At 58.5% G+C, this 17,560-nt stretch carries 14 protein-coding genes; 10 read left to right on the top strand and 4 right to left on the bottom strand.

Translation table 11 applies throughout. The annotated features are described in order from the left end of the window. Positions 1–4 precede the first annotated feature (4 nt). Entirely contained in the window at positions 5–1,258 is a 1,254-nt protein-coding gene (gene mexE / locus ACMXYI_RS22485; RefSeq protein ID WP_033054979.1) for a multidrug efflux RND transporter periplasmic adaptor subunit MexE, read from the bottom strand. A gap of 323 nt (positions 1,259–1,581) precedes the next feature. Further along, a complete protein-coding gene (locus ACMXYI_RS22480) occupies positions 1,582–2,499 on the bottom strand; it encodes a LysR family transcriptional regulator (protein ID WP_008156370.1) in 918 nt (305 codons plus the stop codon). Between the two features lie 268 nt (positions 2,500–2,767). On the opposite strand from ACMXYI_RS22480, the gene ACMXYI_RS22475 reads away from it, so the two are divergent. The 4 genes from ACMXYI_RS22475 to pgm all read left to right on the top strand — a co-directional run bounded on the left by ACMXYI_RS22475 (position 2,768) and on the right by pgm (position 9,080). Continuing rightward, positions 2,768–3,790, top strand: coding sequence for a zinc-dependent alcohol dehydrogenase family protein (locus tag ACMXYI_RS22475; protein WP_415769137.1), 1,023 nt, complete (start codon positions 2,768–2,770; stop codon positions 3,788–3,790). Between the two features lie 577 nt (positions 3,791–4,367). Continuing rightward, entirely contained in the window at positions 4,368–5,855 is a 1,488-nt protein-coding gene (locus tag ACMXYI_RS22470) for a hypothetical protein (RefSeq protein ID WP_415769136.1), read from the top strand. Positions 5,856–5,922: 67 nt separating this feature from the next. Continuing rightward, on the top strand, positions 5,923–7,323 hold the full coding sequence (locus ACMXYI_RS22465; RefSeq protein ID WP_415769135.1) for a PLP-dependent aminotransferase family protein: 1,401 nt from the start codon (positions 5,923–5,925) through the stop codon (positions 7,321–7,323). A gap of 110 nt (positions 7,324–7,433) precedes the next feature. Further along, positions 7,434–9,080: a phosphoglucomutase (alpha-D-glucose-1,6-bisphosphate-dependent) gene (gene pgm, locus ACMXYI_RS22460; RefSeq protein WP_008156361.1), complete on the top strand. Its 1,647-nt coding sequence runs from the start codon at positions 7,434–7,436 to the stop codon at positions 9,078–9,080. Between the two features lie 62 nt (positions 9,081–9,142). Here pgm and ACMXYI_RS22455 read toward each other — a convergent pair whose 3' ends face one another. Further along, positions 9,143–9,838 (bottom strand): pirin family protein, encoded by a 696-nt coding sequence (locus ACMXYI_RS22455; protein WP_415769134.1) that lies wholly within the window; start codon positions 9,836–9,838, stop codon positions 9,143–9,145. 280 nt (positions 9,839–10,118) lie between these two features. Between ACMXYI_RS22455 and ACMXYI_RS22450 the strand changes: the two genes are divergently transcribed. Next, positions 10,119–12,593 carry a UvrD-helicase domain-containing protein gene (locus ACMXYI_RS22450; RefSeq protein ID WP_415769133.1) on the top strand — a complete coding sequence of 825 codons (2,475 nt, stop codon included), beginning with the start codon at positions 10,119–10,121 and terminating at the stop codon, positions 12,591–12,593. Between the two features lie 66 nt (positions 12,594–12,659). Here ACMXYI_RS22450 and ACMXYI_RS22445 read toward each other — a convergent pair whose 3' ends face one another. Beyond that, complete coding sequence (locus ACMXYI_RS22445) at positions 12,660–12,932, bottom strand: DUF1652 domain-containing protein (protein ID WP_415769132.1); 273 nt, start codon at positions 12,930–12,932, stop codon at positions 12,660–12,662. Between the two features lie 264 nt (positions 12,933–13,196). Here ACMXYI_RS22445 and ACMXYI_RS22440 point away from each other — a divergent pair, with 264 nt between their 5' ends. From ACMXYI_RS22440 to ACMXYI_RS22420, 5 genes are all read left to right on the top strand, one after another. Beyond that, positions 13,197–14,012, top strand: coding sequence for a helix-turn-helix domain-containing protein (locus tag ACMXYI_RS22440; RefSeq protein ID WP_415769131.1), 816 nt, complete (start codon positions 13,197–13,199; stop codon positions 14,010–14,012). A 50-nt stretch (positions 14,013–14,062) separates the two neighbouring features. Then, positions 14,063–15,466, top strand: coding sequence for an NAD(P)/FAD-dependent oxidoreductase (locus ACMXYI_RS22435; RefSeq protein ID WP_415769130.1), 1,404 nt, complete (start codon positions 14,063–14,065; stop codon positions 15,464–15,466). Positions 15,467–15,509: 43 nt separating this feature from the next. Continuing rightward, complete coding sequence (locus ACMXYI_RS22430) at positions 15,510–15,851, top strand: cupin domain-containing protein (RefSeq protein WP_415769129.1); 342 nt, start codon at positions 15,510–15,512, stop codon at positions 15,849–15,851. Between the two features lie 47 nt (positions 15,852–15,898). Beyond that, positions 15,899–16,984, top strand: coding sequence for a polyamine ABC transporter substrate-binding protein (locus tag ACMXYI_RS22425; protein WP_415769128.1), 1,086 nt, complete (start codon positions 15,899–15,901; stop codon positions 16,982–16,984). A gap of 90 nt (positions 16,985–17,074) precedes the next feature. After that, a complete protein-coding gene (locus ACMXYI_RS22420; RefSeq protein WP_415769127.1) occupies positions 17,075–17,533 on the top strand; it encodes an REP-associated tyrosine transposase in 459 nt (152 codons plus the stop codon). Positions 17,534–17,560: the final 27 nt, after the last annotated feature.

The raw sequence follows: 17,560 nt of genomic DNA, 5'->3' as shown, positions 1-17,560 counted from the left end.
TCCCTTAACCGCGTGGTGTCGCAGCAGCCAGTTTCACAACCGAACCCGGCGCGACCTTGGCAGGTGCGACTTGGGGCAAGTTGCTGGCTTCCAGCGCTTGTCGTTGTTGAGCCAGAGCGGCGAGGGTTTGTTCACTGGCCATCGGGATCACTTCAGGAGTGACCGGCGAACCAGGGCGAACCCGTTGCAGACCCTTGACGATGACGGTGTCGTCCTTGCTCAGGCCGCTGCGCACGATGCGCAAACCTTCGATCTTCGGACCCAGCTCGACTGAGCGGTAAACCGTCTTGTTGTCGGCATCCATCACCAGCACGAACTTTTTACCCAGATCGGTACCGACCGCTTCGTCGTTGATCAGCACGGCGGAATAGGTGCCGCTGCCAACCAGTTTCAGACGTGCATACAGGCCTGGGGTGTAGGCGCCGTCGCTGTTGTCGAACACGGCACGACCGCGGATGGTGCCGGTTTTCGGGTTGACCTGGTTGTCGACGAAGTTCATCACACCCTGGTGTGGGTTGCCGTCTTCGTTGGAGAGGCCGAGGTAAACCGGCGTGGTAGCACCGCGTTTGCCCTGGCGAGCGAGCTGGGTGTATTTGAGGAACACACGCTCGTCGGCGTCGAAGTAGGCGTAGACCTTGTCAGTGGACACCACACTGGTCAGCGCGGTGGTATCGGCGGTCACCAGGTTGCCGGCGGTGATTTCCGCGCGGCTGACGCGGCCACTGATCGGTGCAGTGACACGGGTGAAGCTCAGGTTCAGTTTGGCCAGGTCCAGTTGCGCCTGGAGGGCACCGACGGCGGCGCGGGCTTCTTGAGCAGCGCTGGTGCGCGAATCGGCCAGCTCGGCGGAGATCGCGTTGCTGGTGCGCAGACGCTCACCGCGCTGGGACTCATTTTCGCTGCGGGTGGCGTTGGCGCGGGACTGGGCAACCAGGGCTTCGAGGCGGCGAACCTCGGCCTGGAATGGACGCGGGTCGATCTGGAACAACAGGTCGCCTTTCTTGACCAAAGCGCCTTCAGTGAAGGCCACTTCATCGATCTGACCAGAGACCCGTGGACGAATCTCCACGGTTTCCGGCGCTTCGAGGCGCCCGGTGAATTCGTCCCACTCATTAACCGGTTGTTCCAGCACCTTGGCCACGCTGACCTTGGCTGCGGGCATAGTGGCGGCCGTGTCCGGAGTCTTGCCGCAGGCGCTCATCACCAGTACGGCCAACAGGGCCAACGGGAAGCGTAAATGTTTGAGTGATTGTTCCATGGATGCATCCGCCAATGTATTGAGAATGGACGGATGATGCTCGGCGAGGATGTATCGCACGAATCGAATGAGGCAAAGGTAACTATCATTCGGAATGATATAAGTTCGATGCAAGCTCTCTAGCGTGCACCTTTCGTTAGGCGGCTATCAATTAGATTGATGACAATTCAGTGTTGCGGGGAATGCAAAGATAAGGCGTTGGATCGAGTCGCTGCCATCGCGAGCAAGCTCGGCTCCTACAGGGAATGTCATCAACGCCACACATCCCTGTAGGAGCCGAGCTTGCTCGCGATGGGGCCATAAGCCCTCACGCATAATCAGGATCAAGCAAGGCTATCCGGGTCCCCGAAAAACATCTGAATCCTCGACCGCAGCCAACGCTCGCCCGGATCATTATCCTGCGACCCGCGCCAGGCCATGTGCAATTCAAAACTGCGCACCGGCAACGGCGGGTCTTCAGCCCGCACACCACCGGCCGCCGTCAACGCTTCAGCCGTGTAATCCGGCACGGTCGCGACGATATCGGTCCCGCTGATGAGCGTGCTGAGTCCGTTGAACTGCGGCACCGCGAGCACCACGTGGCGTTTGCGTCCGAGCTTCTCCAGCTCTTCATCTATAAAGCCGCTCAGGTCACCGGCGAACGACACCAGCGCATGAGGCCGCGCGCAGAAATCATCCAGGCTCAATGGCCCCGGCACCGTGTCGGCCCGCAATAATTTCGGCATGCTGCGGCGCAGCACTTTGCGCTTGGCGTTGGCCGGCAGGTCGGCGGTGTAGCTGACGCCGATGGAAATTTCGCCCGAGGCCAACAGGCTCGGCATCAGGATGTAGTTGGCCCGACGCACCACCAGCACGATCCCCGGTGATTCGGCGCGCAGGCGCTTGAGCAGCATCGGCAGCAGCGCGAATTCGACATCGTCCGACAGGCCGATGCGAAACACCGCGGTGCTGGTGGCCGGGTCGAATTCCGCCGCACGGCTGACCGCGGTGGAAATCGAATCCAGTGCAGGAGAGAGCAGGGCGAAGATTTCCACCGCACGGGCGGACGGTTCCATGCTGCGGCCGGTACGCACGAACAACGGATCATCGAACAGCCCGCGCAGGCGTGAGAGCGCCGCACTGATGGCCGGCTGGCCGAGGAACAGTTTCTCCGCAGCGCGGGTCACACTGCGTTCGTGCATCAATGTTTCGAAAACGATCAACAGGTTCAGGTCGACACGACGCAGGTCATTACGATTCATCTGGAGTCCTGGCAGAGTCATCAAGCTTGACGAGAGCAGCCATATGAGAACAATGGCCGGCATGAATATTAAGGGGAAAGGCTGCTACTCTGCACCGAGTAATTCAGTTTTCCTGAAATGACTGCTTCGGTTTTCACGGCATTTGATGATGTCACCGGCGCTGCGGAATCAATGACAGGCATGTCGACTATTAATAGCCACTGATAGTCTTGGGTAGAAAGCCCAGATAGAGTTCAGGGCATTAGAGGTTTCTTTGACGAGGTTTGCGATGTCCCGCACGATCCGTTTTCACAAGTTTGGTCCAGCCGAGGTGCTCAAATGCGAAGAGCATGCGGCCGCTCTCCCTGCGCCGGGCGAAGTGCAGGTGCGCGTCGAGGCGATTGGCATCAGCTGGTACGATATTCTCTGGCGCCAGAACCTGGCCTCGTCCCACGCTCGTCTGCCTTCAGGCCTTGGCCATGAAATGTCCGGCGTCGTTACGGTGGTCGGCGAGGGCGTCGATGATCTGGCAGTCGGCGACAAGGTCGCCAGCTTCCCGGCTGAAAGCCCCAACGATTATCCGGTCTACGGCGAACAGATCGTTCTGCCGCGCTCGGCACTTACCCGTTACCCGGACGTGCTCAGCCCGATCGAAGCCAGCGTGCATTACACACCGCTGCTGATCGCTTACTTCGCTTATGTCGATCTGGCACGGGTCAAACCCGGGCAATTCGCCCTGGTGACCGACGCCAGTCACTGTGCCGGTCCGTCCTTTGTACAACTGGGCAAGGCTCTGGGTATCCGGGTCATTGCCGCGACCAAGACGGCGGAAGAGCGTGAGAATCTGCTGTCCCTGGGTGCCGAGAAAGTCATCGTCACCGAAGAACAGGATCTGCTGATGCAGATCAACAAGATCACCGACAACCGTGGCGTGGACGTTGTGTTCGACGGTCTCGGCGGTCCACAGATGTCGTTGCTTGGCGATGTGCTTGCACCTCGCGGCAGCCTGGTGCTGTACGGCCTGCAAGGTGGCAACCAGACGCCATTCCCGGCCTGCGCAGCGTTCCAGAAGAACATCCAGTTCTTTGTGCACTGCATCGGCAACTTCACCGGCAAGCCTGAACTGGGCATCATCCAGGACCAGGTCGCACTGCAACGCGCCTTGCGCGACATCAACCAGATGACTGCCGACCGTGTGCTGCTGCCGCTCAAGACTCGGGTCTTCCCGTTTGCCGAGTTTGTCGAAGCACACCGCTACATGGACGAATGCCCATGCCGCGAACGGGTCGCCCTCCAGGTCGAACCTGCATAAGCCCTTCATGTAAGCCCCTCTGCAAGAGTCCGTGCCCCCACGGACTCTTCTGTTTTCAGTACCTGCCAAAATGAAACGTCCCATTGCCCCATCAATGGGCCAGTTCAGCAACTGAACTGGTTTTTGCTCTCGATCTGTATCTTCTAATCATCATATAAGCCTTGATAATTGAATGATTACTTTCATCTCAAGGAATGAGTCATGGCTGGGTATCAGCTTGATACTTTTCAATACACACTGTTAATACATATCCGACCAATAGTTCGTCGTTGCGCAGTTGCCAAAAAAACATGGGTGACTTCTTTCTCTATTTCTTGTGCTAATTGTCTGTGGGACGCTGTCGGACATTTCCTAGGATGTCGCTCGCAACCGCAAGAGGCCGGACCTACAGGGGTTCGCGGCCACCTGTCTCTGGCGGGAGCAGGGGAGACTTCTAGTTATTTCAAATAATTACTAAAAGCTTAAGTGCTAGCATTTGGCAATAACGCCCAGTACTTCAATCGTGGCAAGCAACCCATTGCGCAATGCGTGTCGTTGTTGGCGCGATATCGAACTTACAAGCATCAGGTAAATAAAGATGACCAATATCCATGACCAAGCGATGAACTATGTCTATCAGCAAGTGCTGCAGCGATTGCTGAGTTTCTTCTCGCGCGCCGAACGCACGGCATTGCAGCTGATGATTCAGAGACTGGTGGTGGCCGCCGGGGGCATGGAGCGTATTGGCGATTACAAGGTACTGGCGATTCAGTCCGGGTCCCGCGACAGTTGTTACACCCTGGCGCTGCTGCGCGCTGCACAGCTGAGTATCGCCGGCCGGGCACCTGCGACATTCCAGTTGCGAGTGGCATCCTTGCGCTTGAACGGCGCAAGCCCGACGGCCCTGGAAAACATCCATCGCAGCTACAGCGCCTTGTTCCTCTACGACGATCCTCGGGTCGAAGTGTTGATGGTTGATAACCGGGAAGTCTTGCCGTTCAACCACCTGACGACGATTTCCGAAGGCGGTCGTGAGTCGAATCGGCTCAATCTTTTGATGGTGGGCCATTGTCGCGCCTGGAACGGGCCGCTTGATCTGTGGGACGACGGGTATCTGGCCACCGGCGAGTTCTATGGGCAAATAGCTCGTTGGGACAGCGGTGTCGATGCATTGATCAGCAGTGACTCACCTCGTCAGCAGAAGCAGTTTCTCGACGGGTTGAAACGTGCTGCCGCCAAGGCCGGGCTCAAGACCTCGAATCACCACGAAACCGGCTACGAGGCGCTTTTCGCGCTGCTCGATGAACTGGGTAGCGACTGCTACCGCGCTTTTTATGCTGAGCATGGCCAGGTTGCGTGGCGTCCGGCCGAACGATTTGAGGCCTGTCGTCGCACCACGTACATCGACATTCACGACATGCTGGTCAGCAACCTGGAAGAGCGTTGGCCGCTGCTCACAGAGTTTCTCGGTTTTCAACCTGACGAACTGGCGGCTCAGCTCAGCGACAACGAGTACGTCAGCCTTTCTATCTCCGCACACATGCGGGGTTTGCAATCGTGCTTCATGCACGACCGCGGCTACGAGACGGGTGTCGCCGAATACCTGCAACGGGCATTGGTGATGATGCGGCGCAAACAACTGGCGGAACGGTTGTGCGAGCAAGCGGTAGAGGCGTTCGGCAATCCGGCGACGTTGGCCGAGCAGCGCGTGCTGGCAGCGGCCGAGGCTCAAAAAAACCTTGGTCTGAGCGAGGCTCAACTGGTGTGCCTGCTCTTTTCACCTTTCGTCGAGAATGGCGCGGCGCTTGAGCGTTTTCTGCGCCAGTGCCACCCCGGCATGCTCGTGGCGATGCCTGATTTGCACCGGGCAATGCAGGGCAACCCGGTGCCGGAGCAGGTTCTGCAATGGATGACCGACGTCAGCGGGTTGCCTATAAGCTTGATCGGCAAGCTTTACCGCATGGGCCCGGTGTCTGCGGATGAGGGTATGGCAGGCGCGCTGGAAATCGACGGCGCGGGTGTGCAAGCAGCAGCCGACTATGACGACGACACGACTATGGCGGATGAATGGTCAGCGGGGCGCTGAAAGTGCGTGGCTTGACAGATTTCTTGACGATGCGTGATGACGTTCACATGGCATTCGGCCCTCGCCCATGAAAGGGCCACGAGAAACTGACTTCGCGTATCAGGCGGTGTACCGATATCTGACTAACCTGATCAACGAGCCGGTCAGTGACACGCGAGTCCGTCTGCCTTCGTTGCGACAGTTGGCGGAGCGTCTGAGCGTGTCGATCTCGACCATTCAGTACGCTTATTCGCTGCTGGAGAAGGAAGGACGCGTTTATTCGGTGGCCAAGTCCGGCTATTACGCGTTACCGGTGTCCTCCATCAGCACGCTCAGCAGTGGCAACGACCTGCTCGAAACCGTTTATGTCAACGCCAGACGTCCCGGAATGCTGGTCTTGAGCGCCGACGAACCGGCGTTGTTGCAGCCCCTCGACAGTCCGTTGTTACTGCTGGAACGAGAACTGCTGCGCCAGTATCCGCGTCAGCCGCAACCGACATCGCAACCTTGCGGCGAGCTGGAGTTGCGCATTGCCCTGGCAGCGCGCTACACCACCTCGCCGCTGCGCTGCTGGCATGCCGACGATGTCTATATTGGTGCCGACCTGCGTGGCGTGCTGGAAATACTGATCGCTGTGTTGAATCTCAAGGACGCTACGGTGTTGGTCGAGTCGCCGTGCGACTGGGCGATTCTGCGGTTGCTCCAGGCTGCGCAGGTGCGAGTGATCGAGCTGGCGGTGCAATCCAGCGGTGGCCTGGACGTCGAATGGCTCAAGGAGCTGCTGGAGACCGAGCCGGTGCGGCTGGTGATGGTTTCATCCGGGCTGAACATGCCGCGAGGCAGCCTGGCACCCGACGACAACCGACAAGTCGTCGCGCAGTTGCTGGAGCGACATGGCAGTTGGGTGTTGGAAAACGACTGCTACGGCGAACTCGGATTCGAACCGGACGGCCAGCGGTTTCGCGAATTGCTGGACCCCGATCGGCTGATCGTGTTTTCCACCTTCGAAAAAATCATCGGGCACGAAGCACCATACGGCTATCTGCTGTCGCGGCATTTCAGTGCCGAGCTGCAACGGCACTTTCTACTGCGGTCGTTCCGCTTGTCACCGATTCGCCAGAAAGCCATCGCGCGTTTGTACGGCAACGGACGTGTCGATCAGCACCTTCAGGTATTACGGCGGATGCTCAAGGACCGCAAGGTGCAGATGACGCAGCTGTTGCAGGAGCGTCTGGGCGATGCCTTGCACTTCGTCGAGCCTCAGGGTGGAGCAACGATCTGGGTTCGTTCGCTGCGCCAGGTCGATGTACGTCGGGTGTTCCAGCGCCTGCTCAAGCACCAGGTGGTGATCGCACCGGGAGAGCTGTTCAGTCTCCAGGGCTTGCACGCGCAACACTTGCGTCTGAGTCACACCTTCGGCGGTGATCACGACCTTGCCGCGGTATTGGGCTTGTTAGGGGACGCCTTGCGTCTGGAGTCGATCGATTGAACGGGCCACACACCCTGCGTGACACTCATGGATCGATCCCATCGCGTTGCGGTCAAACTGCCAGTAAACTGCGTTCCTATTCCTGAACCACTCGACTTCAGAGGTTTTGCATGACACTCAGTCCTTTTGCGGGCAAACCGGCACCGGTAGAACTGTTGGTCGACATCCCGCGACTGGTAACGGCCTATTACACCGGCCAGCCCGATGCCGCCATCTCGACCCAGCGCGTCGCTTTTGGCACGTCCGGGCACCGAGGCAGCTCGTTCGACTTGAGTTTCAACGAATGGCACGTCCTGGCGATCAGCCAGGCAATCTGCCTGTACCGCGAAGCCCAAGGCATCGACGGCCCGCTGTTCGTCGGCATCGACACCCACGCGCTGTCCACCCCGGCCGGCGCCAGCGCCCTTGAAGTGCTGGCCGCCAACGGCGTGACGGTAATGATCGCCGAAGGTGACGAATACACCCCGACACCGGCCATTTCCCACGCCATTCTTTGCTACAACCGCGGGCGTACGTCGGGCCTGGCGGACGGCATCGTCATCACGCCGTCCCACAATCCGCCGCAAAGCGGTGGCTACAAATACAACCCTACCAACGGTGGCCCGGCCGATACCCACATCACCAAGTGGATCGAAGCCAAGGCCAACGAACTGCTGAGCAACAAGCTCGCCGGCGTCAAGCGCATCAGCTACGAGCAGGCGCTGAAGGCCAGCACGACCCATCGTCACGATTACCTCAATACCTACGTCGCCGACCTGATCAACGTGATCGACTTCGACGCCATCCGTGATGCCAAGCTGCGTCTGGGTGTCGATCCGCTGGGCGGAGCAGGGGTGCGCTACTGGTCGGCGATTGCCGAGCATTACCGTCTGGATCTGGAAGTGGTCAACAAACAGGTCGATCCGACCTTCCGCTTCATGACGGTCGACTGGGATGGTCAGATCCGCATGGACCCATCTTCCACTCACGCCATGCAGGGCCTTATCGGTCTGAAAGAGCGTTTCGACGTAGCATTCGCGTGCGACCCGGATCACGACCGTCATGGCATCGTGACCCCGTCCGGTGGTTTGCTCGCGCCGAACAACTACCTAGCCGTAACGATCGACTATCTGTTCCAGAACCGTCCGCAATGGCGCGCCGATGCGGCCGTGGGTAAAACCGTGGTCAGCAGCGGCTTGATCGATCGCGTGGCAAAACGTCTGGGGCGTCGCCTGTACGAAGTGCCGGTCGGCTTCAAGTGGTTTGCTGACGGCCTGTTCGACGGCTCTCTGGGCTTTGGCGGCGAAGAAAGTGCCGGTGCTTCGTTCCTGCGCAAGGATGGCAGCGTCTGGTGCACCGACAAGGACGGCTTGATCCCGGCACTGCTGGCCGCAGAAATGACCGCCCGCACCGGCCGCGACCCAAGTCAGGCCTATCGTGCCTTGACCGATGAACTGGGCGAGCCGTTCTCGGTGCGCGTCGATGCCAAGGCCAATCCTGAGCAGAAGGCCCTGCTGAGCAAGTTGTCGCCGGATCAGGTCACCTCGACCCAACTGGCGGGCGAAGCGATCCAGAGCATCCTCAGTCACGCACCGGGTAACGACCAGGCGATCGGTGGTCTGAAAGTCATGACCGAGAACGGCTGGTTCGCGGCGCGTCCGTCGGGCACTGAAGACATCTACAAAATCTACGCTGAAAGCTTCGTCAGTGACGAACACCTCAAGCAATTGGTGGCAGAAGCGCAAACACTGGTGGACGGCGCGATCTCTGCGAAGTAATCCAGAATGTGAAAAGGGGCGACCATGATGGTCGCCCCTTTTTTTGTCCCGCGTTTACCCGATCAAGCCAGGTCCACCAGGACGATTTCACTGTCTTCGATGGCGGTCACCCGCAACACCTGCTCATCGGCAACCGCAATACCGTCTCGAGCTTGTGCACGCAAGCCATTGACTTCAATGATGCCGGTAGCCGGAACCAGATAGGCACGACGGCCATTGTCCAGGCGATACTCGGCGGATTCACCGGCCTTCAGGTTCGCGGCCACCAATCGGGCGTCGGCTCGAATCCGCAGGCTTTGATCGTCGCCGGCCTTGCCGCTTGCCAGTGTCACGAAACCTTCGCGCTGGCCTTTGGGGAAGGGCTTGGCGCCCCAGGACGGTGCCAAACCGGTTTCGTTCGGGATGATCCAGATCTGGAATATCCTGGTCTCGGTCGCTTCCAGGTTGTATTCACTGTGGGCGATCCCGGTGCCGGCGCTCATGACCTGAACGTCGCCCGCTTCGGTACGACCCTTGTTGCCCAGGTTGTCTTCGTGAGTGATTGCGCCTTCACGGACATAAGTGATGATTTCCATGTCCCGGTGCGGGTGTTTCGGGAAACCGGTGCCAGAGGCAATCACATCGTCGTTCCACACCCGCAGGTTGCCCCAGTTCATGCGTTTTGGGTCATGGTATTCGGCGAACGAAAAGTGGTGATGAGCATCCAACCAGCCATGGTGGGCGCCGCCCAGGGATTTGAAGGGTCTGAGTTCAAGCATGATCGTCTCCTGAAAAGGTTCGTCATGGGGCAGAGCGCCTGAGCCACGAAACGCGAACCGGTGGTTGATGGCGAGCATCATCTATCAGGCACTGATCGATAAAAAGCGTAAAAAATGCCTCAATACAATCGAATAATTTGATATCAAATAACCTCGAAAGATTCTCACCCAACCTTCACTTCATCGCATAAGCCAATGACCTGTAAGCATTTCACTAGAACTGAACGGCAAATGCAGACACCATAGCCCTCAACAGCCTCACACCCTGGAGTCAGCCCGCGTGCCGCAACACACCCCCGATCTTCCTCCTGAACTTCGTCCCCTGGCCGAGATGCCGCTGCTCAAGCGTCTGGCCGCCCGGTTCTTTGGTCATGGCCTGACGCGTCTGCGCGCACAACATCGGGCATCCTGGCTGCACGGCCAGGCCGACGGCTTTCGCAGTGGGCACAGTGCCGGGGTGGATTACGGTTATAAGGAAGGCAAACTTGAAGGGTTGGAGGAAGGCCGGCAGGTATTGCTGATCCGCGACTCGCGTTCGACCGAACACCGGCCGCCCAACGTTGACGAGAATCTGTTCGACGATTGGCGTCTGCCGTTGAGCGCCGAGTTGAAGAAGCGCATGAAGACGGATGTCGCTCGACTGCTGCCACCGCACGCCCAGCCCAGCGCCGCGCAGTGGAAAATGATCTTCAGCGACACGCCCTCGACCTCGGTGATTGCCGGCGCCGGTGCGGGCAAGTCGACCACGTTGGTGTTGCGAATTTTGCTGCTGACCCATTATCTGGGGTTCGAGCTGAGTTCGATGACGGTGGTGACCTTTACCCGTGAGTCGCGCAAAGACTTCATCAACAAACTGATCGAGCTGTTTGCACTTTGGGGTCGGTCGCTCAGTTTCAAAGAGGCGCGTGATCTGGTGCGCACCTTCCATTCGCGAATCCTGCCGATGGTTCGCAGCCTGCCGGGGTTCGAGCGGCTGCAAGCCTTCGAAAACCTCAGTCACCGTGCGCAAAGCGGCGATGAGGAGGTCGACAGCAATCCTTTCGACCTGCGCATCAACGACGCACAGCGCCAGCAACTCAACGCTTGTTATCACAGCCTGCACACTCGCAATGAGCGCTTTCGCGAATTGATCAAGCCATTGTCCCGTCACGCGCTGCAACTCAAGGAGCTGGAGCGCGATCACCCGGACGTGCAAAAGCGCATGGCCGTGACCGAACTGGCCGCCAAGCGTGATGAAGAACTCTGCGACGCTATCGAAGATTTGTGGTTTCGCGCGGGTGCCTGGCCTATCAAAGGCATCGAGCCGAAGCGCCAGACGTTCGACATCAACGGCTCAACGTTTCATTGTCATGGCTATATTCCTAGCCTGGACGCTTGGGTGGTGCTGGGGTTCGATCCCCGGGAAAACCCGCAGGTCAGCCGCCCCAATGCTAAATTGAGCGTGCGCGCGGAATGGGCGGTCAAACGCACCCTGTTTCAAGCTTTCTGTCGTAAGCCATTGATATGGCTTGATAGTTACGAGTCATCAAAGCGTGTGTTGGCGTCCCTTGGAGGCGATGCCAGTGCCGGGCCGGGCTTCGATTACAAGGTCAAGGGCGAGCTCAGCTCTGCGCCGTTACTGGACTGTTTTGTCGCTGCCGCCGGATTTATCGAGAACCTCGGCCTGGATGTACCCAATGCCGTGGGCCAGATGAGTTTTGCCAAGGACGACCCGGACCGGTTTTTCTTCGAGGCCTTGAGCCTGTACTGGCGAGCGCTGGAAGATCATCTGCTCGATCAGAAGCCACCGGTGATGACCTACAACCGGATGTTTGCCTTGTTCAGCGAACATTCGCCGGAAAACCTGAAGCTGCTGAGCGATGAGCTGCTCAGGCCGATGTCCCACTTGATGATCGATGAATTTCAGGACGTATCACCGCAGATCGTTTCCTGGATCCGCGCGAGCCTGACGGAAATCCGCAGTCGCGGCCCGGCAATGCACGTGGGGCGCGGTGCACAACGTTCGTCCTTGCTCTGTGTCGGCGATGACTGGCAGTCCATTTATGGCTGGCGGGGCAGTTCGCCGACGTACTTCATGGAATTCAATAAGGAATTCCCTTCACCGAGCACGACCAAGGTGATGCTGAGCGACAACTATCGCAGCCATCAGCACATCATCGATGCTGCCGAGCACATCGTTCGTGCAGCGCCGGCGATCGCTGGCAAGAAGGCCAAAGCCAGCGGCGAGCCGAAGGAGTTGCTGCCGGTTAACGTTCTCGATCGCGACGATCAAGGCATGGCCAAGCGCCTGATGGAGCACTACAGAAAAGGCGATTCAATCTTGATGCTTTATCGAAAAATCAGCGATAAGTTATTGATAGAAGAACATATTCAGTCTGTAGTTAATGTGGATTCTAGCTTGCCGTACGAAGCGCGAAGGCTCAAGCAACTGACGTATCACAGCGCCAAGGGACTTCAGGCTGACGCGGTGTTCCTGCTGGGTGATTGTCAGCACCTGACCAGTTCTCCGTACAAGAACCAGGTCTATCGCATGGCCGGTCTGGGCAAGGCTGGCGACAGCGAAGCGTACGACAGCGCACAGAAAGACGAGATCTTGCGACTGGCTTATGTCGGCATCACTCGGGCGGTGAGTCATTGCTATTGGTATGTCGATGGGCAAGATACCCAGGCGGCCAACCTGCCTAAAGCTTCCGATCGGATCGGCAAGGGCAAGGCGTTCTTTGCCGATCACCGACAGGGCAAGACATCGGCGTGAATCTTAAAAGATCGTCGCGCACAAAAAAGCCCACTTAACGTGGGCTTGTTGTTGAGTGTTCAGCCTTCAGGCATAGCTCCTGAAGGCAGCGGGTGGAATGAAAGCCTCAAGCTCGTCTTCCACCGCTTCGATAATTCGTTCTACATCCGCAGCATTCATTACCGTCGCGCAAGGAATGCCGGCGATGGCGATCATGGTCTCGCCACTGGCACGGTCAAATAGACGGGCAATCATGCTGCCCGGCGCATCCATGCTCGCCTCGAAACCCATGGGATGAAAATGCCAGCGCATCAGCTGGCAGGCGTTTGGAAAGGTGACTTTACTGAACCCTTTATTCATATGTAGCCCGCCTTCTTCATCGAGCGCTTCCTTTAGCTCATGTTAGGAGGGAAGAGCCTTCAATGGCTCAACCGGTGACTGCTTTTAAAAGTAGCAGCCAAATGTGAAAACAATGTGGATTTTTCAGGCCGTTTAGCGATTGGTTCAGTTTTTTTTGATGCAGGTCACGGGAGCGGTCAGTGTTCGGCAGTTGGCCACCACTGGTTGGTCATTGAAGCCGAGACGGAATTTCGGCAAGCTCGGCTTTTTCTCGCCGAGTCCTTTATGCACGCCGATGATGATGGTCCGCTGCAAACCCAGGCCACGGGCGACACGGTGATGCGTTATCACTTGCGCTGGAAACACCGGGACCTGGACGGGGTGATGGCGCTCTATCACCCGGAGATTCAGTACAGCGATTTTTTCCAGAACCGTGTGATGGGGCTGTCCGAATTACGTGAGTACGTGCGCAGCAGCATGCCCCGCGACCCTGATGAAGCCCTGGAGCACTCGGACCGTATTCGTCTGGACGGCAACACGGCGTTCATTCAATACCGTATAACCCTTCGCGGCGGTGAAGGCCTGGTGTCATTCCGGGCCAGCGAGGCGATTACCGTCCGTGACGGATTGATCTGGCGGGTCAACGAATACGCCTCGCTGGTGCATGAACAGCCCGTCAGCAAAGCCGCCAGCAGCCAACGCCCGGCGGCCAGTCGACTCGGGCTGTCCGCACGTCAGCTGAGTTTCATGGCTGAAGACTTGCAGCAGTATTTTCAGCGCCAACAACCTTATCTTGATCCCGAACTCGACCTGCAACGGGTCGCGAAGGAGTGCGGGTACAGCCGCAATCAGATTTCCTACCTGCTGAATCAGGTGCTTGGCCAGAGCTTCTATCGATACGTCAACCAGGCACGCCTGCAGCATTTGCTCACGGCACTGGATAACGCCACGCCGCCACTGCGTATCGACGAACTGGCGTTTGCCGCCGGGTTCAATTCGCTGTCGGCGTTTTATAGCTGCTTCCGTCAGCACACCGGCCAGTCGCCCAAGGCCTACGTAAAACAAATTTCTTTGCGTGCACGCGCGCAAGACAGCCTCTAAGCCCACGCACTAGGATCGACGCCATCGAAGTTTGAGTGGCGGAGTCTTGCATGTCGGCGTGGCGCACTATCAGTTTGTGGATGGATCAACTCGACGAGCCGTTACTCGCGCGCCCGGCGCTGGAACAGGATCTGGACGTCGACGTCGCCATCATTGGCGCGGGGTACACCGGGCTCTGGACCGCGTACTACCTCAAGCGCCTGGTGCCCGACCTGAGCATTGCCATCGTTGAAGCGCAAACCGCCGGTTTTGGAGCTTCGGGGCGTAACGGCGGCTGGTTGATGGGCAATGTGCTGGGCGAAGACCGCTTGCTTGCCGACTTGCCGCCCGAACAGCGCCGGGCTTCTCTCGATTTGCTGCACGGCATTCCGGATGAAGTCGGGATTGTCCTTGAACGTGAAGACATCGACTGCGATTACCGCAAAGGCGGGGCGCTGTATTGCGCTGCCCGCTATCCGGAACAGGAAGCCAGCCTTCGGCACTATCTCGACACGCTCTATAGCCAGGGATTGACCGAAAGCGATTACCGCTGGCTCAGCCCCGAGCAGTTGGCGCAACAGATCAGAGTCGCCAAACCTTATGGCGGTATCTATGCACCGCACGTCGCGACCATTCACCCGGCAAAGTTGGTGCGAGGTCTGGCTCGGACGGTGGAGAAAATGGGGGTCGGGATTTACGAGAACAGCCCGGTCACCCAATGGCAATCGGGGGGGCTGCGTACGGCGAAAGCCTCGGTTCGCAGCCGTTGGATCGTGCCGGCCGTCGAAGGTTACTCGGTCACCTTGCCACCGTTGGGACGTTATCAGCTGCCGGTGCAAAGCTTGATCGTAGCCACCGAGCCGCTATCCGCTGGCACGTGGAATGAAATCGGCCTGAGTCGCGGCCAGGCCTTCAGCGAAAACAGTCGCCAGGTCACTTACGGTCAGCGCACGGCTGACAACCGGTTGGTGTTCGGCGCGCGGGGCGGTTATCAGTTCGCTGCCAAATTGCGCCATGACTTCGACTTGACCACCAGCGAAGTGGAACTGCGGCGTTATCTGTTTGGCGAACTCTTCCCGCAGCTCAAGAACGTGCGGATTACCCATGCCTGGGGCGGCAATCTGGGGATGTCCCGGCGTTTCAAGCCGCACATGCTGTGCGATCAGGCCAGTGGCATCGCCTTGTCGGGTGGCTATGGCGGGGAGGGCGTCGGTGCCAGCAATCTGGGTGGCCGGACTCTGGCCGACCTGATTCTGCAGCGCGACACCGAGCTGGTTCGCCAACCGTGGGTCATCCAGGGCGGGCTCGACGCGCTCAGGGCCTGGGAGCCAGAGCCCTGCCGCTGGCTTGGCTACAACGCGATCATCCGCAGCTTCGTCCATGAAGACCAGACCCTGGCCAACCCGGCCACAGCACCCTGGCGTCGCAAACTGGCCACTGGCATTGCCGGCTTCATGGAAGGTTTCATGCAGTAAACGGCGCGCTCTTCATCTTTAGGCTCAATCGACAGGTACTCCCATGAGCATCACGCAATTCAAGAACACCGCAATCCTGAAGCTGGAAGAGTCGAATCCGGTCGCCGTCCCACTGGGCATGCCCGTGGCAGTGGCCTCGACCACCAGCGTTGAACGCGACGATGGCGTCGAAACCGGCGTCTGGGAATGCACGCCCGGCCGCTGGCGGCGTCAGATCGTCGCCCAGGAGTTCTGTCACTTCATCCAGGGGCGCTGCACGTTTACCCCGGATGACGGTGAAACCCTGCACATAGAAGCCGGCGATGCACTGATGTTGCCAGCCAACAGCCTCGGTATCTGGGATATACAGGAAACCGTGCGCAAGACCTACGTTCTGATTTTTTGATCCTCTGATTGCCTGCCAATAACAACAACCCCATCAGGAATCGACTCATGATCCGAAAGACACTGACTCTGGCTCCACTTGCGCTCTTCGCGACCCTCGGCCACGCGGCCGAGACCGTCAAGATCTACAACTGGTCGGAATACATCGCCCCGGACACCACCAAAAACTTCCAGAAAGAAACCGGCATCGCGTTCAGCTACGACGTCTTCGACAGCAATGAAACCCTCGACGGCAAATTGATGACCGGCAAATCCGGCTACGACGTGGTCTTCCCGTCCAACCACTTCACGGCGCGGCAGATTCAGGGCGTGGCGCTGAAGAAACTCGACAAGAGCCAACTGCCGAACTGGAAAAACCTCAACCCGGCGTTGCTCAAGGCCTTGCAAACCAACGATCCGGGCAACGAACACGGCTTCCCGTACCTCTGGGGCAGCACCGGTATCGGTTACAACATCGCCAAGGTCAAGGCCGTGTTGGGCGAAAACGCGCCAGTGGACTCCTGGGACCTGATTTTCAAGCCCGAGAACATGCAAAAGCTGCAGAAGTGCGGCGTGGCCATCCTCGACAACGGCCCCGAACTCTTGCCGGCGGCACTGAACTACCTGGGCCTGCCGCATCACAGCAAGAACCCGGAAGACTACAAAAAGGCTGAAGCGCTGCTGATGAAAGTCCGCCCGTATGTCAGCTATTTCCACTCGTCCAAGTACACCAGCGACCTGGCCAATGGCGACATCTGCGTGGCCGTCGGCTTCTCTGGTGACATTCTGCAAGCCGAAAACCGCGCGAAAGAAGCCAAGAATGGTGTCGATATCGGCTATTCGATTCCCAAGGAAGGCGCCGCAATCTGGTTCGACATGGTCGCCATGCCGGTAGACGCCCCGGACGAAAAGGCCGGCTACGCCTTCATGAACTACCTGCTGCGCCCGGACGTGATGGCCAGCATCAGCAACTACGTGCACTACGCCAACGGTAACGAACAGGCCGACAGCCTGATCGACCCGGCGATCAAGAATGACACCAAGGTCTACCCGAGCCCGGACATGATGGGGAAATTGTTTGCGCTGGAGGCGATGCCGCTGAACGTCGACCGGGTTCGTACGCGGGTCTGGAACAAGATTCGTACCGGGAGTTGATGTTTCATATTTTGTAGTCATTGGCTGCCCGTCGGGTTGACTGACACGCTGTAGATTCCAGGCCTCCTTCAATGGTTAGGAGGCAATGGAATGCCTGTTTATGAAAATGCGGGTCAGCTACGCGTTGGTCGCTTCTCTGAGTCTGGACGTATTTATCTGCTAACGGCTGTCGTTGACCAACGGCAGCCGTTTTTTGTTGATTGGCGACTGGGCAGGTTGGTCGTTCAAGAGTTACGTCAGGCGCAGGAGGAGGGTTGGGCGGATTTTTTGACGTGGGTTGTGATGCCGGATCACATGCACTGCCTGGTCCAGCTGCATGACAAGACACTGGCGGAGCTGATGTGCCGAATCAAGTCCCGGAGTAGCTTGGCGGTCAATCAGGCGCTAGGGCGGCGAGGTCGGTTGTGGCAGAAGGGTTACCACGATCGTGCGGTTCGGCGAGAGGAAGATGTGAAGGAGCTTGCCCGGTACGTCGTGGCTAATCCGATTCGTGCGGGACTGGTGACTCGGGTTCATGACTACCCACTTTGGGATGCGTGTTGGTTGTGAGTATCTGACGACTGCTGCGCAGCCGAA

It is taken from the genome of Pseudomonas lyxosi (genome assembly GCF_047758685.1).
Lineage (GTDB): Bacteria > Pseudomonadota > Gammaproteobacteria > Pseudomonadales > Pseudomonadaceae > Aquipseudomonas > Aquipseudomonas lyxosi.
Note: the sequence above shows the minus strand (reverse complement) of the source record. Positions and strands in the feature narration are given on the sequence as shown.